General features: G+C 47.5%; 20 protein-coding genes. 6 read left to right on the top strand and 14 right to left on the bottom strand.

The features are described from left to right. Positions 1-86 precede the first annotated feature (86 nt). The 3 genes from ODZ53_RS01550 to ODZ53_RS01560 all read right to left on the bottom strand — a co-directional run bounded on the left by ODZ53_RS01550 (position 87) and on the right by ODZ53_RS01560 (position 2,617). Positions 87-1,166, bottom strand: coding sequence for a phosphodiester glycosidase family protein (locus tag ODZ53_RS01550; protein ID WP_372675680.1), 1,080 nt, complete (start codon positions 1,164-1,166; stop codon positions 87-89). Further along, positions 1,147-1,653, bottom strand: a complete 507-nt coding sequence (locus ODZ53_RS01555) for a hypothetical protein (protein WP_015891946.1) — start codon at positions 1,651-1,653, stop codon at positions 1,147-1,149. Before ODZ53_RS01555 ends, ODZ53_RS01550 begins: the two co-directional genes overlap by 20 nt. Positions 1,654-1,792: 139 nt before the next feature. Next, complete coding sequence (locus ODZ53_RS01560; protein WP_372675681.1) at positions 1,793-2,617, bottom strand: RDD family protein; 825 nt, start codon at positions 2,615-2,617, stop codon at positions 1,793-1,795. A gap of 77 nt (positions 2,618-2,694) precedes the next feature. On the opposite strand from ODZ53_RS01560, the gene ODZ53_RS01565 reads away from it, so the two are divergent. Further along, the gene (locus tag ODZ53_RS01565) at positions 2,695-3,675 is read left to right on the top strand and encodes a stage II sporulation protein M (protein WP_015891948.1); all 981 of its coding nucleotides are present in this window, start codon (positions 2,695-2,697) and stop codon (positions 3,673-3,675) included. Here ODZ53_RS01565 and ODZ53_RS01570 read toward each other — a convergent pair. From ODZ53_RS01570 to ODZ53_RS01590, 5 genes are read right to left on the bottom strand one after another with little or no spacing between them, the layout of a single operon-like run. Beyond that, a complete protein-coding gene (locus tag ODZ53_RS01570) occupies positions 3,642-5,012 on the bottom strand; it encodes a DUF58 domain-containing protein (protein ID WP_372675682.1) in 1,371 nt (456 codons plus the stop codon). The genes ODZ53_RS01565 and ODZ53_RS01570 overlap by 34 nt on opposite strands. Further along, positions 4,963-5,883 (bottom strand): AAA family ATPase, encoded by a 921-nt coding sequence (locus tag ODZ53_RS01575; RefSeq protein WP_064200644.1) that lies wholly within the window; start codon positions 5,881-5,883, stop codon positions 4,963-4,965. The genes ODZ53_RS01570 and ODZ53_RS01575 overlap by 50 nt, the downstream gene beginning before the upstream one ends. An 8-nt stretch (positions 5,884-5,891) precedes the next feature. Beyond that, entirely contained in the window at positions 5,892-7,016 is a 1,125-nt protein-coding gene (locus ODZ53_RS01580) for a DUF4350 domain-containing protein (protein ID WP_372675683.1), read from the bottom strand. Next, positions 7,009-7,635, bottom strand: coding sequence for a DUF4129 domain-containing protein (locus ODZ53_RS01585; RefSeq protein WP_372675684.1), 627 nt, complete (start codon positions 7,633-7,635; stop codon positions 7,009-7,011). Before ODZ53_RS01585 ends, ODZ53_RS01580 begins: the two co-directional genes overlap by 8 nt. Continuing rightward, a complete protein-coding gene (locus ODZ53_RS01590) occupies positions 7,628-8,665 on the bottom strand; it encodes a DUF7847 domain-containing protein (protein ID WP_173624864.1) in 1,038 nt (345 codons plus the stop codon). Before ODZ53_RS01590 ends, ODZ53_RS01585 begins: the two co-directional genes overlap by 8 nt. Positions 8,666-8,841: 176 nt before the next feature. On the opposite strand from ODZ53_RS01590, the gene ODZ53_RS01595 reads away from it, so the two are divergent. Next, a complete protein-coding gene (locus ODZ53_RS01595; protein ID WP_372675685.1) occupies positions 8,842-9,393 on the top strand; it encodes a hypothetical protein in 552 nt (183 codons plus the stop codon). A 247-nt stretch (positions 9,394-9,640) separates the two neighbouring features. Here the strand turns inward: ODZ53_RS01595 and ODZ53_RS01600 are convergent, their stop codons facing one another. The 4 genes from ODZ53_RS01600 to ODZ53_RS01615 all read right to left on the bottom strand — a co-directional run bounded on the left by ODZ53_RS01600 (position 9,641) and on the right by ODZ53_RS01615 (position 16,444). Continuing rightward, positions 9,641-10,789 carry a glycosyltransferase family 4 protein gene (locus ODZ53_RS01600; RefSeq protein WP_372675686.1) on the bottom strand — a complete coding sequence of 383 codons (1,149 nt, stop codon included), beginning with the start codon at positions 10,787-10,789 and terminating at the stop codon, positions 9,641-9,643. 33 nt (positions 10,790-10,822) lie between these two features. Continuing rightward, positions 10,823-12,667: a CotS family spore coat protein gene (locus ODZ53_RS01605; protein ID WP_372675687.1), complete on the bottom strand. Its 1,845-nt coding sequence runs from the start codon at positions 12,665-12,667 to the stop codon at positions 10,823-10,825. Positions 12,668-12,849: 182 nt separating this feature from the next. Further along, positions 12,850-16,122, bottom strand: coding sequence for a DEAD/DEAH box helicase (locus ODZ53_RS01610; protein ID WP_372675688.1), 3,273 nt, complete (start codon positions 16,120-16,122; stop codon positions 12,850-12,852). Between the two features lie 100 nt (positions 16,123-16,222). After that, on the bottom strand, positions 16,223-16,444 hold the full coding sequence (locus ODZ53_RS01615) for a DNA primase (RefSeq protein WP_372675689.1): 222 nt from the start codon (positions 16,442-16,444) through the stop codon (positions 16,223-16,225). A 281-nt stretch (positions 16,445-16,725) separates the two neighbouring features. Between ODZ53_RS01615 and pdaA the strand changes: the two genes are divergently transcribed. Beyond that, the gene (gene pdaA, locus ODZ53_RS01620; protein WP_015891959.1) at positions 16,726-17,511 is read left to right on the top strand and encodes a delta-lactam-biosynthetic de-N-acetylase; all 786 of its coding nucleotides are present in this window, start codon (positions 16,726-16,728) and stop codon (positions 17,509-17,511) included. 69 nt (positions 17,512-17,580) lie between these two features. On the opposite strand, the gene aspA is transcribed toward pdaA, so the two are convergent. Then, complete coding sequence (gene aspA / locus ODZ53_RS01625; protein ID WP_015891960.1) at positions 17,581-19,005, bottom strand: aspartate ammonia-lyase; 1,425 nt, start codon at positions 19,003-19,005, stop codon at positions 17,581-17,583. 159 nt (positions 19,006-19,164) lie between these two features. Between aspA and ODZ53_RS01630 the strand changes: the two genes are divergently transcribed. Both ODZ53_RS01630 and ODZ53_RS01635 read left to right on the top strand, forming a co-directional pair. Then, positions 19,165-19,671, top strand: a complete 507-nt coding sequence (locus tag ODZ53_RS01630; protein ID WP_372675690.1) for a Gmad2 immunoglobulin-like domain-containing protein — start codon at positions 19,165-19,167, stop codon at positions 19,669-19,671. 361 nt (positions 19,672-20,032) lie between these two features. Continuing rightward, on the top strand, positions 20,033-20,779 hold the full coding sequence (locus tag ODZ53_RS01635; protein WP_372675691.1) for a YwaF family protein: 747 nt from the start codon (positions 20,033-20,035) through the stop codon (positions 20,777-20,779). A 1-nt stretch (position 20,780) separates the two neighbouring features. Here ODZ53_RS01635 and ODZ53_RS01640 read toward each other — a convergent pair whose 3' ends face one another. Continuing rightward, on the bottom strand, positions 20,781-21,659 hold the full coding sequence (locus ODZ53_RS01640) for a LysR family transcriptional regulator (protein ID WP_372675692.1): 879 nt from the start codon (positions 21,657-21,659) through the stop codon (positions 20,781-20,783). A 145-nt stretch (positions 21,660-21,804) separates the two neighbouring features. Here ODZ53_RS01640 and ODZ53_RS01645 point away from each other — a divergent pair, with 145 nt between their 5' ends. After that, positions 21,805-22,701, top strand: coding sequence for a DMT family transporter (locus ODZ53_RS01645; RefSeq protein WP_372675693.1), 897 nt, complete (start codon positions 21,805-21,807; stop codon positions 22,699-22,701). Positions 22,702-22,728 lie beyond the last annotated feature (27 nt).

Here is a 22,728-nt window from a genome sequence, read left to right on the forward strand (position 1 = left end):
TGCCTAGGCAAACTTTTCTCTACAGAAAAAAACACTCTTCTGCAGCAAGACTTGTCGTCTTCGCAGAAGAGTGTTGCGATTTTTGCTTACGGCATGATGACCAAATTGCTCACCACGCGTCGTTCTTTGCCGCCAGAAGGCTTGTTCAACAGCTTGCCGTTGTAATAAAACGCACTGGAGCCGCCGCCGTCGAGATTATACGCATCCATGACATGCCACTCTTGCAGCTTTCTTTGCGCTTCCTCCAGCGTAACACCATTACTCCAGCCATCTCGTCTTCCATCAATGACAATCAGCAGCAAATCGCCGTTGTCGAAATGTCCGATCAGTGTCCGTGGTTGACGCGCATTCGCCCATTCACGCGGAATAGGCAATCGTTTTCCACCCTGCAAAAGACGAGGCAAGAAGCTCGCTCCCTGCAATATCCCTTGTTGCGTAATTTGCGCCTGCGTCTTGATGCTTGTTCCGACCAGATGACCTTTGTTATTGAAACCGACAAAGCTCAGCTTCGCATTATTGGAAAAGGTTCGAATCTTGCCGTCAACAACCGTAATGCCTAACGGAGTCAGATTGCCCTGCTTGTCCGACATAAAGCCGCCTGCATTGATCGCAAGAATGGAGCCTGTACGCTTACCAGCTTGACTTGTTGTTTCTCCCTTACTTTTCACAGAGTTGTTGGCCAGCACCATTTTCAGCGCGTTTGGATCATTGAGGCGAACTTTTGCCATATAGCCGCGGTATCCGCCTTCTTGCAGGGAATATACTTTCACTGTCGAGTTTTTCCCAAAGTGTTGACCGATCGGCTTGCCAAGCATGTTGGACAAAATCGTGTCCAATACATCCGCAGATTTTTGTGTCTGGGATTTGCTCGCTTCAAGTGCGCTGCTGATCTTCTTGTTTTGTTGCTCGTATTCTTTCTGTTCCTTTTTCGAGCGATCCCGGATGTCTTCGATGACGATTTCTACGTTTCGAAGCTGCACCTTGGTATCGTTGAGCCGTTCCCCCAGCTCATCTGCTTGGCTCTTCGCTACGGCAGAAGAAAGCTTCAGTCCTTCTGTCTGGACCCTGTCCACTGGATTGTCCAGCGCAAAAGCGACCAAAAAACCGAGAGCAGGCGCCAACAGAAAGAGAAAGAAACGGTTTATCTTACCAAGCACGGGCAGCATCCTCCAATTTTTTCAGAGATGCTTTCAAATCAACCAGCTGTTTGTTGAGTTGGTCAACCCGATCCTGCAGGGCTTCTTTGGTCTTGTTGGTGCCACCAATGGTTTCACCCGTCAAAGCCAAATCTTCTTCCAGATTTCCTAGACCCTTCTGGACATTTTGCATTTCTTCCTGCACGAGAGTCAATTGATCTCCCAATGCCTTCATCTGCTTTTGATTATTTTCCTGAATTTGATCAATTCGTTGGTTTACAAATTGTTGCTGCTTGTCCAACGTATAAACAGCAAAGGCATATCCAGCATAGGCAAGTCCTACCCAGACCAGAACGGCCAAAACGATCGGTAGTAAAGGGCGCTTACCTTCTGTCTGGGAGGGAATCAATGCCTGAAAAAGACTGCCTCTTCTGCGTCTTCCTTTCTGCTTCCCGTTTGCCGGGAGTGGCAGTGTGGGTGACGAAGTCGATGACGCTCCCATGTATTTGTCGTCCATCGGCTCCCTCCTCCTTTCTGTGGCATAGAGTGAGGTTTCATTATAACATAGAAAGTTTTTGAAGCAGCATTTTGCTGAATAATGGGAAAATACGTCGAGAAAAGAAAATACCGCCACTATTTTTTGGCGGTACTTCGCTTTATTTTCGGAGTTGAAATTCGTTTTGTAGCTGATTGTGCAGCCTTTGCAAAAACAGGATCGGGTCTTCCTTGTTGGTCTGTTCGTCAACAAGCTCTAATTTTTTGCGCAGGATGCTGGCTATTTGATTCCCCAGTTCATATTTTTTCGCTTGAGATAAAGAAGATAATCTGCTAATGAAGGAGGAAAGCAGCTGCCAATCCTCTCGGGTAATCGCCTGTTTTTGACGCTCATCTAGCACGAGTAGCGCATGATTCAAATCAAAGCCGTTTGGCTGTTTGTCTTTCTTTTTCTGAAAAAGAGTCGATCGCTGTCCTGACTCCACTACGACAATTGTGCCCGCTACCATATCGCCAATTCGCTTATCACGGGGGTGAAAAAAGCAGACGAGCGCCCCGAGAAAATAACCAGTCGGCATTGCGTCAATGATGCGAAACAGATTCCGGATCGTCGAGGAAACAAACGTCGCAGGCTGTCCGTTATCACGGATGACCCGGATTCCCACCAGCCTTTTGCCAACGGTCTGTCCACCCCAGAATGCTTCCTGTAACCAATAGTAGCCAAAATTTATTACGAAAGTCACCAGGAGAACGATGGCCAACGTGTAATTGTCAGAATCCGGGAAAAAATCATCTCCATTTCCAAATAAAACTATACCAAACAATATAAATACAGTAAGATTAACCAGGAATAAAATTCCTGTATCAATCAGCATCGCAGTGGCGCGACTGCCTAGACCTGCCGTCTGAAATCGCAGCATAACATGCTCGGGTGTCACGACAGACGCTTCTCGATTTGACCCACTGACGTATGTCGGTTCATTCATGATGTTTTTCTTCCCCCCTCGAAACTATGAGTTTTTTTCGAGTGATTACACACACGCTAATGAAGGAGGCATTATACATGGATATTACCTCGTTTTGGCACAAGCATAAGGCCTCTTGGGCCGAACTGGAACAATTAGTGGAGCGTTTTACCCGACAACCTCGGCACATCAGTGCTACCGATATTGATCGACTGACACAGCTATACAAAAAGACGTCTGCTCATTTGGCCTATGTACGCTCCTACCATCCTGCGGACGAGATTACCCTCTACTTAAACCAACTTGTCTTACGTGCACACAATTTGGCTTACAAGCAGCGAATAGGCAGCTGGCAGCAGCTCAAGCATTTCTTTGGTAGCTACTTGATGGGTCTCGTACATAAGCGAATGAGCTTCATTGGTGTGGCAGCGCTTCTTTTCATCATCGGTGGCATTTCTGGTTTTGCCGCCGTCATGGTCGATCCACTCAACCTGTATTATGTATTGCCACAAGGGATGGCTGAGCAGATCGATCCATCCAGGCTGGGAGAAGGGCACGAATCACTCGACAGTCCGGTCATCTCCACCATGATTATGACCAACAACATCAAAGTCGCGATGCTGGCCTTTGTCAGTGGAATTACGTTTGGAATCGTTCCCATCTACCTTCTCTTATTCAATGGCCTTCTGGTTGGAGCTTTGGCAGCCGTCTACTATCAGGCAGATAGCAGCTATGCGTTTTGGGCCTACATTTTGCCACACGGCGTGATTGAGCTGACTGCCATCTTCATTGCGGGCGGAGCAGGGCTTCACATGGGATACCGCCTGCTTGTGCCCGGTCGTTATGCACGAAGACATCAATTTTTGGAGGCGGCAAAAGAGTCTGCGCATCTGCTGTTGGCTACCATCCCGCTTTTGTTCATCGCGGGAATCATCGAGGGCTATATTACTCCCTCGAGTCTCTCCCTCGAAGCCAAGTACATCGTAGCTGTTGGCACATTGCTTTTGCTGATTGCCTGGTACCTCCTCGGATACAAGTCCGATTCTCACAAAGCTTCTCTTGATTTGATGTCCAAATAAGTATTGATAACCGTCAGCGTCAATTGATCGGCCGGAACGTCCAGTACCTGGATACCCGCGCCGATCATTTTTTGTTGAAACGCCCTGCGATCGAGCTGGAACCGTTGAGCTACCGCCTTCGTAAACGCCAAGCTACTGTTGCTCGTGTCTATATGACTCCATTCATGCAGCAGCGGATCTGCCAAAGACAGCAACAGGAGCAAATGCGAACGGCGCATCCGCCACAAGTAATTGCTCAACTGATCTTCGACGAGGTAGTTTTCCATATCTGAAAAAAGAACGACCAAGCTCCTTCTCTTTTGCTGGCGATTCAAAAATTCAAGCGCCTTCGCCGGATCAGCCTCTACAAAATCACTCGTCAGGTTATAGGTCGCCTCCAAAAGGGTGTGCAAGTGGCGCAGTCCTCTGCCTGGAGGTATGTACGTCTTGATTTCATGCGAATAGGCTAGTAGCGCTACCTGATCTCCTTGACGCAATGCTACTGCCGCTAACGTGAGAGCAGACTCCAGCGATCGATCCAGCCTCGTCTGATTATCCAGCTCGACTCCCATCAGCCTGCCGGAATCGATCAGAATGGTAATCACCTTGCCATGCTCTGGTCGATATTGGTTCGTCATCAAACGTCGGGAGCGTGCAGAAGCGGACCAGTTAATCATCCGAGGATCATCGTCTGGCACGTAATCGCGGATCGCATGGAATTCCGTACCCGCTTTCTCCCTGCGCATGATTTTTTTCCCGTCGACGATCAAGCTCTCCTGCAATGAAGCCAAATAGCCACGAACGGCTGAAAGGTCGGGGTATACCTTGATCGTTTGTTCACACGCAAAGCGGCTTTGGCGATACCACAAGCCGAGCTTGCCATGCCAGCGCATATACAGCCAGCGGAACACGTACTCTCCGCGTTCTTTTCCTCTTGTTTCAAAACGGATGTTGGTTAAGGGTTGCTCCATCACGCCTGTGATTGGTCCGGTTTCTTCAAAAGTCAGCGGAAGATCTTCCACGATGGAGTACGAAACGGATTGCCCGCTATGATTGGCAAGCTCAAGCTCGATCGAAAACGATTGTCCGATATCCGTCTGCTCAGGCAAGATACGCCGGATCGACAAGTCTCGGCGTTTGGGGATGGTAACCCAATCCAAGATGCTAGCGATCAGGAGTAAACCGTTGTACAAAAAGAATGTCGAATAGCCAATCTCCAGCAAAAAACCGACGATCGCGATGGGCGTCCCTAGCAAAACTGCCACGAGTAGTCGCCTGGATGGCAAGACAAAACGGTCTGCCAAAAAATCAGCGAGGAACTGGAATAGCCGCCAGCGTCTCTTCGATGATGTGGTCACTGGTACCCCCCTCCAATTCTACCTGCGGTGACAGAATGAGTCGGTGCCGCAAAGCAGGGCGGGCTACCATCTTCACGTCATCAGGCGTCACGAACTTGCGATTGTCCAAAAGGGCCCAGGCCTTGCTCGCCATCAACACGGCGATTCCAGCACGAGAGCTGGCACCTAAGAGCAATCGTTTCGTTTCACGTGTATTGCGAATCAGTGTCGTAATGTACTCCAGAATCGAATCATCCACAACCACTTCTTCTAATTGGCGTCGCTTCTCCAAAATCGCCTCCCATGTAAAGAGCGGCTCTTGATTACGCTCGTGGCTGCGCTTGTTGGGAATATGTTTGGCAAGGATTTGCTTTTCATTTTCATGGGAAGGATACGACATCGTTAGCTTGAACAAAAAGCGATCGAGCTGTGCCTCCGGCAACACATACGTTCCTTCATACTCCACCGGGTTTTGCGTAGCGACGACAAAAAACGGATCAGGCAAAGGATAGGTGACACCATGAATCGTCACTTGCCCCTCCTCCATTGCTTCTAAAAGGGCCGCTTGGGTTTTCGGCGGAGTCCGGTTAATCTCATCCGCCAGCAATAAGTTAGCGAAAACAGGACCTTTGATTGTCTCAAACTGATTTTGCTGCATATTGAACACCACATGACCAATAATGTCCGATGGCATCATGTCAGGCGTAAACTGGACGCGCTTACTCTCGCCCCCCATCAACTCCGATAAGGTCTTTACCATTTTTGTCTTTCCGATACCGGGTACACCTTCTAGCAAAACGTGTCCGCCAGCAACCAAAGCGGTTAGCAGCAGCCGAATATTTTGTCGTTGACCAACCAGCTCTTTTTCCATTTGTTGCAACAATTGCTCCACCGTAGTTGTCACTCCTTCTCCAGACGCTTCGTAATCTCATCCAACAAGAGACTGTCTGCAAGCAAGCCCTTGGGCGAGTATCGCCCTTCGTTTTTTGCCTGCTCCAATCGTTCCAGTAGATGAGCGAATTTCTCTACCTCTTGATTTGTCCATCTTGTTTTGGCATATCGCACGATTTCTACACGATCAGCTCGTTGGTGCACTCCCCACCGATCGTACAACAGTTGCCGCATGTATGCTTCTCGATGTCGCAGCGCATCCTTTGCCAGCCCTCTTCGCTCATACCAGCTAGATACGGCGAGCAACGTCTCATCACCACGTCGTACCGTCCATTCCCTAAGCGTATAGACTGGTCCGAAACGTTTTCCTCTCCACCACACATACAGCAAAAGCAGGATACCGAGTTGCATGCAAGCGGCTATGAGCCATCCTGGATAGATCGCCAAAAAACCTGGTTTTTCTTGCAAGCCATGATGGTACTCGTCTACCCAAAGAACGGACCAATCTCCTTGTACATACGGCCAGATCGCTTCAAAGTGAGACAGTCGATCAATTTTTTGATTGGTTAGCCATTCCGGTACAAGAAAAAACGTGACACTGCCATCTCCTACCTCTGTTCTTCCCCCGAGTATCCCCTGGTCGTCATAGAGAAGTGGCTCCACGTCGTCATCTTCTAAAAATCGCATTGGGGTCTCTGCTTTGCCCATGAACCTGCCTAAAATGAGAGGTCCCTGAATGTTTCGCTCCTGATTTTCTTTACCCCGGATGTACTCCGTCTGAAAGGGAAGGTCTTCCCACTCTGGTCTCGATTGAAAGAGAATCAAGTCATTGCCTTCACTGACCCAATCCAGAATGTCTATCTGTTCCTCTGGAAGCAGTCTTTCTGGCTCTACTACAAGCATGGCCTGCCCTGTTGCTGTTGGTAAAAAACGCATAGGCTGCCGCCATTCCTTTACCTGCTTGCCTTTTTCCTCCAGTAGTACGAGCACAGCCTTGATTCCGCTCGACTGTGCAGATGAAGCCAGATACGGCGGGAGAGGTTCAGTTGTAGGCTTGACGATCAACCAGCCCACGATGACGAGCAACAAGCTAGCCACAACGATTCCGACACGATAGGTGCGCAAACTATCCATGCTGTCCCTCCTCGCGCCAGATGCCTTCCAGTTCGTTCACACGCTGCCAGAACGACCCTTCATCAACAAGCGCCTGCCCGTACCAAACAGCGTCGAATTCTCGTGCGAAGCTACCAAACACATCGCGTAAGCTCGGCTGATTTGCCTCAATTTCTTCTGCGTATTCCCAATTCGTTTTCCATTTCTCCACACGAACCCATGACTTCATTTGCAAATAAACCAACAACGCCAAAAACAACGAGCGTTCTCCTTCCCGCCATTCTCCTCGCGCTGCTTTTTCTTTCGCATCACGCAAATAGTCTGCATGAGAACGTATTTTTTCTCCGTCCATAAACAGCGGTCGATGCTTCTTCTGTTCCCAAATCATTCTGCGGAACAACCAGTAAATGATGCCGACCAGTCCCAGTACTGCCAGAATGAGCACGAGTGTAGATACGGTATTAGCCGCACCCGATGGAATGTGGGTCCACTGAAATAGCTCGGCGATCAACTCGATCACATACTCCACCGCTCTTTGAATCCAGTTCTCTCCACTTCCTTGGGGCAAATTGAACTCGTCTCTGGCTAGAATCTCTTGTAAATGCTCCTTGTCATCTACCCAAGGACTCGTGCTAATCATGTGTAACTCCCGGCTCTTGTGCAGGGGTAGGATTTGCTGGTTCTACTGGTGCGGATGTAGCAAGCTGACGGCTTACTAGCTCTTGTAAATCTGTCCCTTCTTTTCTCACACGTAGATCAAAGTAAGCCAAAGCGTAAACAATGGCCATCCAAGGGGTCAAGAGGCAGGTAAGTACAACCAGAATCAATTGCGTAAGGATCGATGTACCCAAGACGCCAGTGAGTACTAATTGGATGCCGCTAGAGAACATCGAGTAGATCACACTCAGAACAACAAAAATACCGAATAAGCGCCAAAAGTTTCCTTTTGTCATATTCCAGCTCTGACCAATTCCGACACCATCGCGTTCGAACAGAACGAGCGGCATATAAAAACCCCAACGAATTAAGAAAAAGCCTGGTACGAGCATCATCCCAGCAATTAAAAATAAATAGCCAAATAAAACCAGAATGATCATAAGCACAATGCTGCCTTCCTCTGACGGATTAAACATGGTTTCCAATGTCATTCCACCAGCGAAGGCGATCAGAAAGAAAATCAATCCATATACGATGACAAATGCTGTTGATACTGCAAATGCGATGACTCCATATAGGAAAGTACTACCCGCGAGCGGCCAAAATCGGCGAAGTGCCCCCTTCAACGCATCTTTTAAGCTCAAGATCTCTCCCTCGAGGGCAGCCTTCGTCAGTAAAATCGAACCGGAAATCATTTGCGGATAGGCGATAATCCAAAGGATCGGTGCGACAAGGAAGAAGAATATGAGCAACATAGGCAGGCTTTGTGTCATAAATTCTTCTTGTCCGGCAAATCTTGCGCCTAACGATTCTGCAAAGTCCAGACCTTCTGTATCTTGTGCGAGCAAAGGCACTCTGGTAAAGTCAACCAGAAGCAGTTGCTGCAGGAGTAATAATGGACCGAACCAAATTAAAGCCAACAAAAAGAATGCTCCAAAATGCTGGCGATACACTGAAAAGCTCTTGTCCAACAGCTTCCCCACTCCCATGGGGGCAATCGGCGTACGATTCATGAGAAACCTCCATCTTTCTTTTTGAGATTACCTGATAAGTATACACGATTTTCCTGTTTTTTTAAAAAAATCATCTAATTTTGCTAATGTTTCCCTGCCTGATTTTGTCAAATCAGGTGTTAGTCCAATGCGGTCATCCCCCTGTTGAATATGATATTGCATGCATAGTTAGGAGGGTGTTGCCTTTGAAAGCATTGAGAAAGAAGAAGCAAAAAGCAAAGCAAGCCCGTTGCCGCTGCAAGAAGCGATCTACCAAACGCAAATCCAATAGTCTGCTCAGGAAACTACGCCGTTTTGTGCGTATCCACGTTCGCGCACCTCAAGTGAATGTGACCACCCCCACACCTCAAGTAGAAGCGCCTGTCGTGCAAGTAGAAGCACCTGTTGTACAAGTAGAATCGCCTGTTGTACAAGTAGAGGCACCTTATGTACAAGTAGAAGCTCCGAAGCCAATCGTCATCCCGGCACCATTAGTGAAGGTTGCTGTCGAAAAGGAAGAATCAGCGGATCAAGCATCTATAGAGGGGCTTCGCCAAGAGCTCAGCAAATGCATGAGAAACGATCAACGTGTGGAGGTCTTACTGACGACAGAATGGGGACCCGAGAGTCGTTCTTACCGAGTCGGCAAGCTTCTTAGAGTGGAAGAAGGAATCATTGAATTACAGACCTCTTCACGATCAATCGTTATTCCTATCACCCATATCGTCGCGATTATTCCAAATGCATAAATCCAATTGAACAAGCTTATATTCTGCGAGGCTTTAGGATGGCCTAAAGATGCGGGGAATCTGTGCGCAGTAGATTCCCCGCATCTCCCTCCATTTCGTTCAAACACATGCGGGACTAGCCCTTATGTTCAGACAGGCCAGTCCACTCTGGCGGCATTGCATGACTCTTCGTCCTTAAGGTATGAATAAACGCCCACTTCTCCGTTCTCTCTTTAGGGAAGTGGGCTGTAGCATTCACTTTTTGGTTTTACCTACCTCTGTTATTCCATACGTCTAACACATCTCTTGCGACTCGATCCCATGTAAATCTCTGTTCGGCGAGCTGGCGTCCACTTCTCCCCATTTGACGTTGGAGGTCGCGGCTAGACAATAGTTGTTTCAGTTGTACTGCAAACGCTAGAGGGTCTTCCGGCTGCTCGACCAACAGACCATTGTCTCCGATGATCACCTCAGCATTTCCACCCCGCTTGGTCGTGACAAAGGGCAGTCCGGCAGCCATTGCTTCATAATGAACACGTGCCAGTGGTTCCTCCCATTGCGATGGACAGACAAAAACGTCCCCCGCCCAGAACCAGTGGTGAATCTGATCTGCTGGAACAAATCCCGTTGTAATAACCGGAACAGGCGAACGATTCGCTAAAGAGCGTACATATGCTGCATAGTCACTGATTTTATTTTCTCCGTACCAGGACCCTCCAACCAAGACGAGGGCGATGTTGGAATGATAGGAGCGGAGTTCATTCATCGCACGAACCAGAATGTCGGCCCCTTTTTTCGGTGTCAGTCGTCCTACAAACAAGATCACTTGTTTGTTGCCAAGATTGTGCGTCGCCCGCAGTTCCTGCCGTATCTTTTGCGCCGTCTTGGACCCTTCCACCGGAACGAACGTTTCCAAGTTCACACCTGAATAAATCGTGCGAAGTTTATTTGCGGCTTCAGGATACAACGAGGCAATGACCCGACCGACATAATCACTAATGGTGATGATCTGTTCTGTTTCAGCAACGGCTCTAGCAGCTTCTGCCTGCCCAATTTTTACTGGATCAAACATATCATTGTGCATACTTAGAATGATACGTGCGTTCGGGCATACCTCACGAATGATGGGAACCATCCGCGGTCGGTTAAAAACATGGATGACATCATAGTTGTTCGCACTCAGAAAAGCGGCTACTTCGCGCGCATAGATCTCGAACACCCCTTGACCATCTACCCGGACATAACGCGCATTGCGAACCATTTCATCCTTCGGTAGCGTGGGATCCGACGTTCCCAGGATAGTTAGCTCATGATGCCTCCCTAGAATATCTGCAATCCCCGCAATATATGTCTGAATCGCTCCCCCTCGTATAGGAGGGACTGGCAATTTTTCTGTACAGACCATAATAACTTTCATCCGTATTCTCCTTTCCCGTACCGACCTCTCACATTAGTTGCCTTTCGATTTCTTTGATTTTTGACGCTGCTTCTTTATCGGCGTATTTCGGATTGGTTTCGCTGTCTTGGCAACCTTCTTGCTTTTATTGGAAGTGACGGTCCGGGACTGCTGTTTAGATGTCCACACAGTTTCTTTTTTGTTTTTTCCAGCTTGACTAGCGGGTTTTACTTTTGGTGATTTGTTCTTTACTTCAATAGTGACCCGAACTTTGCTTAGAGGCTTACTTGACTTTTTGCTGCTTTTTGAGACAGCAGAGCTCATTACCCGCTTCTTGCTTTGACGGACGAGTTTTCGTACGTTACTTGGAGCAAATGGTGCTGACGGTGTAAACGGAGCACTTCCCGAAAATGAGATCGGACCTCTGCGGGTTGTGCTGCTATTTTCCGCCCCTGCCCCTTCTTGCTGGCTTTCTTGCGGTTTATTTAGCGCTTTCTCGGAAGTCGGACGGGAACTGGCTACCTTGTCACTTACAGGCTTTTTGTCTTTGGACTCCTTGAGTTTTGGCTCTTTGAGTTTGGGCTCTTTGAGTTTGGACTCTTTGTCTTTGGATCCCTTGACCTTTGACTCTTTATCCTTAGACACTTTGATCTTCGTAGACTTTTTGTCTTTCGGCTCTTCGACCAAAGCCTCTGTTGTTGGTTTGGACAACGCAACTGGTAACAATTCCTTGATATCGGATGCCAACCTTTGCGGTTCAACCACTTCCGTTATTTGATCATAGTTGCCTGGTTCGTATTTATTGATGTCTTTCGCGAGCTCTGCCAATGCCGCATCTTTTGTTTGATCCCCCGTCAGTACTCGTTGCAGGATGCCTTCCGCTTCTGTCGACAAGAAGGTGGCTGGATCATAAAACATTTCTTTGAGATGCTTATAAAATTCGTTTGGCACTGCCATGTCATTCAAGAGCACTTCGAACGATTCTCGATCCAGTGGATTTGCCTTATGATAGGCTTCAATCATGCCACGCATCCAGGTAACATCCCAGACGCCCATATCATCCATTGTACTGGTGATGAGCTTGCGCAAATCCCGAAATGGCAAATCGTACGACACGCCATCCAGGTCGATGACCCAAAGTCCTCCAGGTCCATTTTGACCATTTGACCAGCCGTAATCTTGGTGTACCAAACCCCAGTGCGCCTCTCCCATTTTGATCATTTTCGGATAGGCAGACGCTTTTAATTTCTCTAAGGCTGCCCATGCTCGCTGTTCATAGTGATCGACGACGGCCAAAATGGATTTACTTGTTGGGGTTTCACTGTAGGCTTTTGCTATTTCCCGCATCCACCCGATTTTTTTGGCAATCTTTTGATAATGATTGGGCCAACGATATAAACGGGAGGAGTTCTTGGCTCCAGCGGGCGGAACATAGCCTTTCGAATGGCGATGAAATTCACCAAGACCGTAGCAAAGCTCTTGCGCGCCTACCAAATCTACTTTTGTCGCAGGCTGCAAGGCAATCCAATCGGTAACAATCCATAGTTTCCCGCCCTTTTCCACATAGAGACTTCCATTTCGGGCTGGAATCAGTGCTGGGACCCTTGCCCCCTGTTTGACAACGTATTCTTGGAAAGCCACACTATAGAGACTCCGTTCAGGCGTACGGTGCAGTACCTTTAGGCTACGCGGACCTTTATCTGTCTCAATGCGCCAAATAGCCCCGCCTTTATCTGGCTTGGAAGTAATGAGTGTACGACTTTTTACCGACATGTCATACTCTTTGATCACTTGTTCTGCGATCACATCTACTTCTGGTGGCACTGTCAAATCCCAGTTAGCCGGCGTTTCCACATTCCCTTCTCGGGTATCCCATGGCTTAATCACATATTGTTCCATTCCATTCCCCCCACACTTCTGTGGTGATGCTTCGTCCTTCTCCATAAGCTATTCGCTATGTCCTGATCTCGAACCGGACAAATATCATTGGGAGTCTGCCAATTCGTTATTCGCACAGGGATAAGGTCTCGCAAAAAAACAGCTTGACCCCTCGCTTGGTAGCGACAGTCAAGCTGTTTATGTTAAATCATCAGCAATTCGCGTATTTCTTGTTCGGTTAAAGAAGAGATTGCCTCTTGTCCCGGTGTAATAATTTCCTCGATCAAGTTTTTCTTTTTTTGTTGCAGCTCGTACATCTTCTCTTCAACCGTCCCCTCTGCAACAAGCCTAATCACTTGAACGACGTTCTTTTGTCCAATACGATGGGCACGATCAGCTGCTTGTTGTTCGACGGCGGGATTCCACCACAGATCATACAAGATCACGGTGTCCGCCCCCGTCACATTCAATCCTGTTCCCCCCGCTTTCAATGACATGAGGAACAAATCACGCTCTCCCTCGTTAAACCGGTTGCACAAATCCAACCTCTCTGCTACTGGTGTCTGTCCATCCAAATAGAAAAACGGGACACCATGATAGCCCAACTCACGTCCGATCATCCCCAACATCTCCGTGAATTGAGAAAAGAGTAACACGCGCTTTCCAGCGTTTTTGCATTCACCGAGGATCTCAAATAGCTGTTCGAGCTTTGCTGACCCTCCGTCATACTCTTTGACGAACAGTGCTGGGTGGCAACATATCTGGCGCAGTCTGGTCAAGCCTGCGAGAATTTTGATCCGATTTTTTTGAAAGCCTTTATTGTACAGATGCTTCACTGTTTCCTGTTGGAGCTGTGCCAAATAGGCGACATACAGCTTTTTCTGCTCGGGCAACAGACTTGCGCTTTGCAGTGTTTCAATTTTTGCTGGCAATTCCTTCAGTACCTCCGTCTTGAGCCTACGCAATAAAAATGGACGCGTTCGCTTTGCAATCGTATCTCTCGGCAAGTCGAGGAATTCCTTTCGTGCCGGAAAAAGCTCTGGGAAAACAGCATCGTAGATGGACCACAGCTCCTCTATCCTGTTTTCCACAGGCGTTCCCGTAAGCGCAAAGCGATGCTTGGCTTTTATCCGTTTGACTGTCTGAGCGGTTTGGGTGACATAGTTTTTGAAGGTCTGTGCTTCATCCAAGATCAAGGTGTGGAAGGAGTGCTCCTCGAACTGGGCATGGTCACGACGCAAGAGTGGATACGATGTAATAAGCACATCGATTTCTGACTGCTCGTTTACGATTTGAGTCCGCTCTTCCTTCGTGCCATCCACAATAACGCTACGAATCATTGGCGCAAACTTTTTGATTTCGCTGTGCCAATTGTATAAAAGAGAGGCAGGAGCCACAATAATCGCTGGTAGCTTTTGTTCTCGGATTTCGGGCAGAACAGAGAGGAGGAAGGTAATGCTTTGCAATGTCTTCCCCAGACCCATGTCATCTGCGAGAATTCCCCCAAAGCCGTAGTGTGCCAGTGTTTTCATCCACTGATAGCCGTACTTCTGGTAATCGCGAAGTGTCCCCTGCAAAGATTCGGGTACAGGAAAGTCCAGATTATCAGGGTTTCGCATATTCTCCAAAAACTGACGCAGCGATTTTCCTAACTGAACAGACCGTCCCTGCATGGGTATATCAAGCAAGCGCAGTCCGTAAATAGCAGGCAGTTGAAAGCCACTTCCCATTTGATCAGCGTATTGCATGCCCATCTCGTCCAAGAAACGATTGATTTGCTCAAATTCTTTTGTTTCAAGCGGCAGAAGCGCTCCATTCGACAGCCGATGATATCTGCGTTTTTCTTCTACCGATTGGATGATGCCTCGAATTTCAGACTCGGGTATGCCATCCATATCAAAGCGAAAATCCAACCAATTTGTTCGCTCATTCACATCCACTTTGACTTTAGGGGGGATGTGGAGAGGCTGAATCCTGATTTTTACGGAGGTTGTCGCGTATACCTTTAACAGCTTTTCCAGCTTAGGGACGACGTGATAAAGGAAGTCATACTCAGCCTCCTCATCATCTAGAAAATACCCCTCTTCCGTGCGGGTAAAGGCACTTTCCTCCATCAGCTCTAAAATCTGCCGCTCCTTCTCCCCGTCACGCATCAAAATCAGCTCACTGCCACGTTGCCCTCCCCCTTCATGGCCTTCCAGCGGATTGATGACGATATCACCGTATTGAAACTCCAGTCCCGCCAGCAGTCTGTCTCTTACTCGGTCCAGATACAGCTTGGCTTTTAACTGGAATTGCACGACCCGTTCGGAGACAGCTTTTGCAATATGCACGTTCCCCAGTTTCATCAAGGCCGGAACAATCTGCACCATGAATGGTTCGATTTTTTCAGCGGGAATGTGAATCCTCTCACTACTATGGGATTCCAACAAGTGTTTGAGCTCCGCCAGACTGTGGCATTGTTCCTTGGGCAGTCTGTGCCATTTACCATCTACGAGCAGCAGGCCGTAAGCTTCCAAGACAGTAATGTGCTTGAAGCCCTGCACTTCCAGCTGATATTGATCTGTTTTTGTCTGATCAAATTCGAAGTGGAGTGGCGGTCGATCATCTAGACATACGAACGTTGGATATATTTGCTCATGATCCTGAATGTGAACAGACGGAGCACTGAGTAGCAAGGCAAATAACCGCTCCCAGGTAAACGGCGGAACGAGAAGAATCCGTTCCCCACCCACATGCTTCTGTTCCTGATAACGATCGCTCGCTGTCTCCCGATATAGTTTCTCCGCTCTGTAAATTTGCAGGAGTTCGCGAAGGATAGCTTCGTGCTCTGGCAAAAAACGATGCAAATTCGGATCATAGGTAAATTGGCTGGAGAATTGATACACTTGCTGCTTATCCACCCGGTCCAAAAACGCGCGAATGTCCTTTACGATGTACAACCTCTTTGGCCCTAGCTTCAGCTCTATTCCGATCATGCTTTTGCGAAATCCATACCGAACGATTTTACATATGATTTCCAAGGCAAGCGTTGTTCGTGAATCCAGCAATACACGATGATGGCTCGTCCGAAGCGGGCGGTCCACAAACAAACCGAACAATCCCTCTGTTAGCTGGGAATCAAGCTGATCTGTCATGCCTGCTTGTTTCGTTATAATGGAAGTGGAATAGCTGCCAGGATGCTCGTCTACTAGTAGATCACGCATGGTTAACAACGAGGCTGCGATATGTTGGCAGTACTGATCGTACGACGCCAAAGTCGGGCAGCTGCACACTGCTGCCATACCAGACTCGTCCAGTTCAATAGTGACCTGATAATTATTTTTTCCAGCGTTCACTGTCGTTCTGATCCACGCAGGTTCCGGTTGAAAATGCTCCACAAGCACGTTCCCAGAACGGTAAAAAGTCTTTCCTCTCTCATAAGAAAGGCGACCACACCATTCTTTTATCATTTGATGGCTCACTTGAAAGCTCATTTTCTGTTCCATCCTCATTTTGAAATATGTTTAATATTACAGAATGCAACTGAAAAAAGATACGCATGAAAGCGTATCTTTTTCCCCATATAACAATCAATTAGGCGTCATCCGAATCTTCGTCGTCAGAATCTTCTTCATCGGAATCGTCAGCATCAGACTCTTCTCCGGCATTGTCTTCTTCATCTTCTTCATCGTCATCGTCGTCATTATTGCCGAAGTATAATTTTTTCGTAGTGCCATCTTCGTATTCGATTTTTACTTCCATTTCTTCTGCACCTTCACCAAGTGCCTCACGTAATTGCTCTAACCATTCGTTCATGTTACTACACCTCCTGGTTATAGATGGTCTCTTGGCAGCATTTGCCAACAGGTTTACTGTCGACATTGATACTATATGAACAGTTCCTTTTTCATGTATGGACACCTGTCCCCATCCTCACAGTAGACTTTTACACAGCTTGCCCTTGCAAGTAACGCATGTACTTAACAAGCTACTGTTTCATACGTACCGGGTACATATTTGGAAGTAGACTGGACAAACTTTTGATGGAATCCACTTCAATACATCACGACTTTCACAACAGAAGGGAGAGTTCATTGTTGAGCAGACGATGGATCAAAAGCTTGTTGGTCGGGATTAGCTTGTTGCTTACAAGTGCCTTGCCAGTTGACTCGATTATGGCCTCACCAGATCACCCGTACCATTTTGGATTTAAAAAGAGCAAGAATGGTCAGTTACCCTCTATCAACGAGGAGGGCTTTAAAAGTATTGTGGATCGTCACGGTGCGGTTTTTTTAGGGGATACCACGAAAAAAGAGCTTTATTTGACGTTTGATAACGGTTATGAGAATGGCTTTACACCAAAGATTTTAGATACCCTTCTCGCGAAAAAAGTTCCTGCCATTTTCTTTGTGACAGGGCACTTTGTGAAGGAACAGCCCGAGTTGTTAAAGCGAATGGCAAAAGAAGGGCATCTGATCGGTAATCATTCCTGGAGCCACCCCGATATGACAACCGTACCGAATCAGAAAATCAAAGACGAACTGACGAAAGTAAGTGATGCCGTCCAGCAAGTGATCGGACAAGCGAACATGCGTTACTTGCGACCTCCCAGAGGAATTTTCAGCGATCGCACACTTGCTGTAACCAAAGATTTGGGCTATACCAATGTTTTTTGGTCGGTTGCCTATAGGGATTGGGATACCAAAGTCCAACGTGGGGCAAAATACGCTTATGATAATGTGATGGCCCAATTGCATCCCGGTGCTGTTATTCTGCTCCATTCTGTCTCCAAAGACAATGCAGAGGCTCTCGGGACGATAATCGATGAAGCACGCAAGCAGGGCTATGAATTCAAGAGCTTGGATCAGCTTCCGAAAAAGTAGCGCAAGCCTCCCTTTTGCAAGCAAAAACTCCCGCTGCTTCGCATGTGCAAAGCGCGGGAGTTTTTGGGTTTAGTCGCGATCCAGCAAGGATGCTCCAGCAATACCTGGATGCGTCATTTCAAATGGATCGAGAATCAGATCCAGTTCTTCTTCTGTCAGTACATTGTGTTGCAAGCACAGCTCACGTACAGACTTTCCTGTCAAAATAGCTTCGCGGGCAATGCGTGCAGCAGTCTCATAACCGAGATGAGGATTTACCGCTGTGATGACGCCTACGCTTTTTTCCACGTATTCTTTCATACGCTCGCGGTTTGCCTCGATTCCTTCCAAGCAGTGACGCGTAAAGACATCGAATGCATTGTCCATAATGCTGATCGATTGCAGCAAGTTGAAGACAAGTACTGGTTCCATCACGTTCAGTTCTAGCTGACCTGCCTCGGATGCCAAACAAATCGTATGGTCATTTCCGATGACCTGAAACGCTACTTGGTTGATGAGCTCTGCCATGACCGGATTGACTTTTCCTGGCATGATCGAGGAACCAGGCTGACGTGCTGGCAAGGAGATTTCCCCCAGTCCAGCTCGAGGTCCGGATGCCATCAAACGCAAGTCATTCGCGATTTTAGACATATTCATCATGCAAACTTTCAGTGCTGCTGATACTTCTGTATACGCATCCGTGTTTTGTGTAGCATCCACGAGATGCTCTGCACCTGTCAGCGGGAAGCCTGTAATATCGGCAAGATGCTTGACTACTGTTGTAATGTAACGAGGGTCAGCATTCAAACCCGTTCCTACCGCAGTCGCTCCCATATTTACTTCGTATAAATGCTGACGAGATTGCTTAATACGCTTGATGTCGCGTTCAAGCACTCGACGGTATGCTTCAAATTCTTGGCCCAAGCGAATCGGAACCGCATCCTGCAAATGCGTTCTGCCCATTTTAATGACATCATCGAATTCTTTTGCTTTTTGGCCAAATGCATCATGCATCTTATCCATCGTTACGAGCAGCTTTTCCAACAGGGTGAGTGTTGCGATATGAATTGCTGTTGGGAACGCATCGTTGGTAGACTGAGACATGTTGACATGTGTATTTGGGCTTAAGTGGAAATAATCTCCTTTTTTCTCACCAAGCATCTCAAGACCACGGTTCGCGATCACTTCGTTGGCATTCATATTAATCGAAGTACCGGCTCCACCCTGGATCGGATCGACGATAAATTGATCATGCCATTTTCCTTGCATGATTTCTTCCGCCGCAGCAACAATCGCATTTCCTAACCGCGGATTCAATCTGGAAACTTCCATATTTGCCATTGCAGCTGCTTTTTTTACCATTGCCATTGCATTGATGAGGGAAAAATGAAGACGGTACCCGGTGATTGGGAAGTTTTCCGTTGCTCGCATCGTTTGCACGCCATAATAAGCATCTACTGGAATTTGCTTCTCGCCAAGAAAGTCTTTTTCCACTCGAAACGTCTGTTGTTCCATTGTTATCAGACCAGCCTTCTAGGAATAATGGTTGCTACTTCCCCTCCATTCTACCACAGTTTCATGCAGGAAGACTCATCCACCTGAAACTCTATTATTCCTTTTTACGTCTTACTATTTGTAGGTACTATTTCATACCAGACAGAATCGAGGGATACCATGAAAAAAATGCTTTTGCTGCTGTTGACGATCGGCTTGCTGCAAGGATGCACGAGTGGCACAGATAGCCCTTCCACTCCAACAGAACAACAGAAGCCACCTGTTGCAACGAAGCCCGAGACACCTACTTCTGAGCCACCCGCAACCACCCAACCTACAACTCCTGAGAAGCCACCAACGACGCAAACAGGTCAACAGGAGACTGTCTATGGCAATGATATTTTCCGCAATGTCACTGTGAAGAAAACCGCCCAAGACACGTATGAAATCAAAGGACAGGCGAGCGTGTTCGAAGCTGTACTCAATTATGTCGTAGAAGATGGGCACAACGAGCTGGCGCAAGGTTCCGTGCAGGCTTCTACTGCTGCTCCTGACTGGGGAGATTTTACCCATACACTGAAAGTGAAAAAAGCAGAACCGAACAGCACACTAACACTCATCTTGTTTGAAACAAGCATGAAAGACGGCAGCCGAAGAATGGAACTCATCATTCCTCTCCCGGAATAAGGCGTGCAAAAAATCAGACCCTCTCTATGAAAAGAGAGGGTCTGATTGAAAGGGTCTATTATTAGATAGCAGTAGACAGTCAGTTGCCGTATGCCTTGCTGTTACTTTTACTCGCCTTGTTCTTCCTTGAAGCATTCCATGCAGAGTGCACCATTGTTATCGATTTCATACTCGGTCAAGCGAGCTTGACAAGACTTGCACGTTTTTTCCGTGAGCACTAAGTTCAAGACTATATCTCCTCTCAATGATGTAAACTAGTCTATTTATATTATAACCAAAGATTTATATCAGAAAAACTTCTATCTGTTAAAATTTCGTGAATTTTCAAATATAAAAAATAATAAACAAAGAGGAGCCCATCATGACCTCACCCTATTTTTCACTTTTCCTGACAGGAGAGCCGTTTCGGCTGTTTTCCTCTTCTCACGTTATTACCTTGATTCTTGTGCTCTGTCTGGTCATGCTCACCTATTTATTTCGGCAAAAGCTCCAAGCCCCGACACATCGACTCACTACCCGTTACGTACTTGCAGGTGTCTTGCTTTTATCAGAGGTTTGTTATCAGCTTTGGCATGTTTATACCGACAGCTGGACGGCTGCTTACACATTACCCTTACAGCTATGTAGCGTGACTCTCCTGCTTTCTGCCGTGATGCTGATGATGAGAAGCTACCGACTGTTTGAGATTACGTTTTTTGCCGGGATTGGCGGCGCGATGCAGGCATTGCTTACCCCCGAGTTGTTTTATCCATTTCCGCATTTTCGCTTTGTGCATTTTTTTGTAGCCCACGCGGGAATCGTCCTTGCTTGCTTGTACATGACATGGGTAGAAGGCTACCGCCCGACAGTCCGTTCGATCTGGAAAACGATGGGCTTTTTAAACCTGCTTTTGCTCGTCGCACTTTTCGTCAACCAATGGACCGGTGGAAATTACTTATTTGTCTCGCGCAAACCGGACAATCCCAGTCTGATTGACTTTTTGGGCCCGTATCCGTGGTACATCGTTTCGTTGGAAGGAGTAGCCCTCGTGTTGTTTTTCTTGTTGTACCTGCCCTTTGTCCGAAAGCAGCCGCTGGCGAAGGAAGTCAAGAGCGATTTGTCTGTCTGAATTACGCTTGCTGCTCGTTCACCCAATCGGTTACACACTGCAAGAAGCGTTTGGCAGCCGGTGACTGCTTGGAAAAAGAGGTTGCTGCCACCCCCAGCGAACGGTAATGCTCCCCTTCCAGCGGGATCATCCGAATATTGGCTGGCAAGCGAAACAAAATCATTTCCGGGAGAATGCTGATCCCAAGCCCATTTTGCACCATGGCAATAATTGCGTGATCATCCCCTACTTCATATTTGATTCGCGGCTCAATCTGATACTGCGCCAACAAACGCTGTATATCATTGTCACAGCCCGTCTTCGGCATGATAAATGTCTCTTCGGCCAGTCGGCTCACATGCACCCGTTCCTCTTTGTAGAGCGGGTGTTCCTCTGTTACCAGCAAAAACATCTGATCCTTTTTTAAAGGAATCCATTCCAAATCCTCTGTTGTTGGTAAGGAGACGAAGCCAAAATCAATTTCTCCGGTTTGAATCCAGCTCTCAATTCCATCGTAATACCCTTCCATCAGCTTAATCTCGATCGCCGGATACTGGTCTTGGAACCGCTTGAGGATTCCTGGAAGCCATTGTGTGGATACACTCGTGAAGGTTCCAATTCTCACCGTCCCGACCTCCAACCCATTGATCGCAAACACCTCTTGTTTCATCCGCTCATGACAGCGCAAGGTCTCACGCATGTACGGAAGCAGTCGCTCCCCATTACTCGTGAGGCTAATACCTGACCGTCCTCTGGTCAAAAGCGAAAACCCAAATTCCCGTTCCAGACTCGCAATCGCATGGCTGATCGCTGATTGTGTTAGACCTAGTATTTCTCCAGCTTTAGTTAAGCTCCCTGACTCAATAACGGTGATCACTACCTCAAACTTGTTTAAACTCACCCTTCTTCGTCCCCTTTACATGAATCCGATTCATGAAAATCATCACAAACATTCATTTTTCTTATTTAAACGATACTCGTATACTGTTTATGGCGCAACACTGATTAAGACCCGCTTTTTCCCGGGCAAGGAGGCTTATTGCATCATGAAACCGCAAGTGAAAGCCGATTTGGCTATGATTTTGGTCACCCTGTTCTGGGGAACCTCGTATGTGTTTATGCAAATGGGATTAAAGGATTTGGAGACTTTCAATCTGATTGGTATCCGCTTTGGCATTGCTTTTCTACTGGCAGCCGCCTTGTTTCATAAACGATTACGTGGCACGAATCGAAAAACAATGCTTCATGCATTCATACTCGGCGCGCTCCTTTTCGGGGTTTTTGCCACCATCACGAACGGAGTGAAATCAACGACAGCTTCCCAAGCAGGTTTTCTCGTTAGCTTGACCGTTATCTTTGTTCCGCTCTTATCTATTCTTTTGCGAAACCGTCCGAAAAAAAGAGTCTTTGTCGGCGCTGGACTGGCCATGATCGGTATTGGCCTGCTCACACTAAGCGCTGAATTTCGCATCAGCCAAGGAGACCTGCTGTGCATCGCTGGGGCCCTCTTTTACGCTACACACATTACCGTAACCGGTCGATGGGCCAATCAATCGGATACGATCCAGTTGGGGATTTACCAGCTTGGCTTTACGGCGCTGCTGGGCATTGTCTTTTCATTTACACTGGAGACCCCGACATTACCGCAGACTACAGAGGCTTGGATCGCCGTGCTCGCCCTTAGCGTACTGTGCAGCGCAATTGGCTTTGTCGTTCAAACGGTGGCCCAAAAATATACGACCGCTACGCACACGGGTGTTATTTTTTCCTTGGAGCCAGTCTTCGCTGCCTTGTTTGCCTTCCTGGTCACAGGCGAAACACTGTCTCTACGCGGGTACATAGGCGCAGGTCTCGTTTTGATCAGTGTGCTGATTGCAGAAATCGATGTGAAGAGCTTGCTGCGCCCAAAGCAGCTGACAAAAAACCCGACTCACTTATCCTGAGTCGGGTTTTGCGTATGGGTCATACAA

It is taken from the genome of Brevibacillus sp. BD137 (assembly GCF_041644655.1).
Taxonomy (GTDB): Bacteria; Bacillota; Bacilli; order Brevibacillales; family Brevibacillaceae; genus Brevibacillus; species Brevibacillus brevis_D.

What these genes read in the sequence shown, in the direction of transcription:
- ODZ53_RS01550 (WP_372675680.1), bottom strand. Translation starts at nt 1,166, where the DNA reads ATGCTGCCCGTGCTTGGTAAGATAAACCGTTTCTTTCTCTTTCTGTTG.
- ODZ53_RS01555 (WP_015891946.1), bottom strand. Translation starts at nt 1,653, where the DNA reads ATGGACGACAAATACATGGGAGCGTCATCGACTTCGTCACCCACACTG.
- ODZ53_RS01560 (WP_372675681.1), bottom strand. Translation starts at nt 2,617, where the DNA reads ATGAATGAACCGACATACGTCAGTGGGTCAAATCGAGAAGCGTCTGTC.
- ODZ53_RS01565 (WP_015891948.1), top strand. Translation starts at nt 2,695, where the DNA reads ATGGATATTACCTCGTTTTGGCACAAGCATAAGGCCTCTTGGGCCGAA.
- ODZ53_RS01580 (WP_372675683.1), bottom strand. Translation starts at nt 7,016, where the DNA reads ATGGATAGTTTGCGCACCTATCGTGTCGGAATCGTTGTGGCTAGCTTG.
- ODZ53_RS01585 (WP_372675684.1), bottom strand. Translation starts at nt 7,635, where the DNA reads ATGATTAGCACGAGTCCTTGGGTAGATGACAAGGAGCATTTACAAGAG.
- ODZ53_RS01590 (WP_173624864.1), bottom strand. Translation starts at nt 8,665, where the DNA reads ATGAATCGTACGCCGATTGCCCCCATGGGAGTGGGGAAGCTGTTGGAC.
- ODZ53_RS01600 (WP_372675686.1), bottom strand. Translation starts at nt 10,789, where the DNA reads ATGAAAGTTATTATGGTCTGTACAGAAAAATTGCCAGTCCCTCCTATA.
- ODZ53_RS01605 (WP_372675687.1), bottom strand. Translation starts at nt 12,667, where the DNA reads ATGGAACAATATGTGATTAAGCCATGGGATACCCGAGAAGGGAATGTG.
- ODZ53_RS01610 (WP_372675688.1), bottom strand. Translation starts at nt 16,122, where the DNA reads ATGAGCTTTCAAGTGAGCCATCAAATGATAAAAGAATGGTGTGGTCGC.
- ODZ53_RS01615 (WP_372675689.1), bottom strand. Translation starts at nt 16,444, where the DNA reads ATGAACGAATGGTTAGAGCAATTACGTGAGGCACTTGGTGAAGGTGCA.
- aspA (WP_015891960.1), bottom strand. Translation starts at nt 19,005, where the DNA reads ATGGAACAACAGACGTTTCGAGTGGAAAAAGACTTTCTTGGCGAGAAG.
- ODZ53_RS01630 (WP_372675690.1), top strand. Translation starts at nt 19,165, where the DNA reads ATGAAAAAAATGCTTTTGCTGCTGTTGACGATCGGCTTGCTGCAAGGA.
- ODZ53_RS01635 (WP_372675691.1), top strand. Translation starts at nt 20,033, where the DNA reads ATGACCTCACCCTATTTTTCACTTTTCCTGACAGGAGAGCCGTTTCGG.
- ODZ53_RS01645 (WP_372675693.1), top strand. Translation starts at nt 21,805, where the DNA reads ATGAAACCGCAAGTGAAAGCCGATTTGGCTATGATTTTGGTCACCCTG.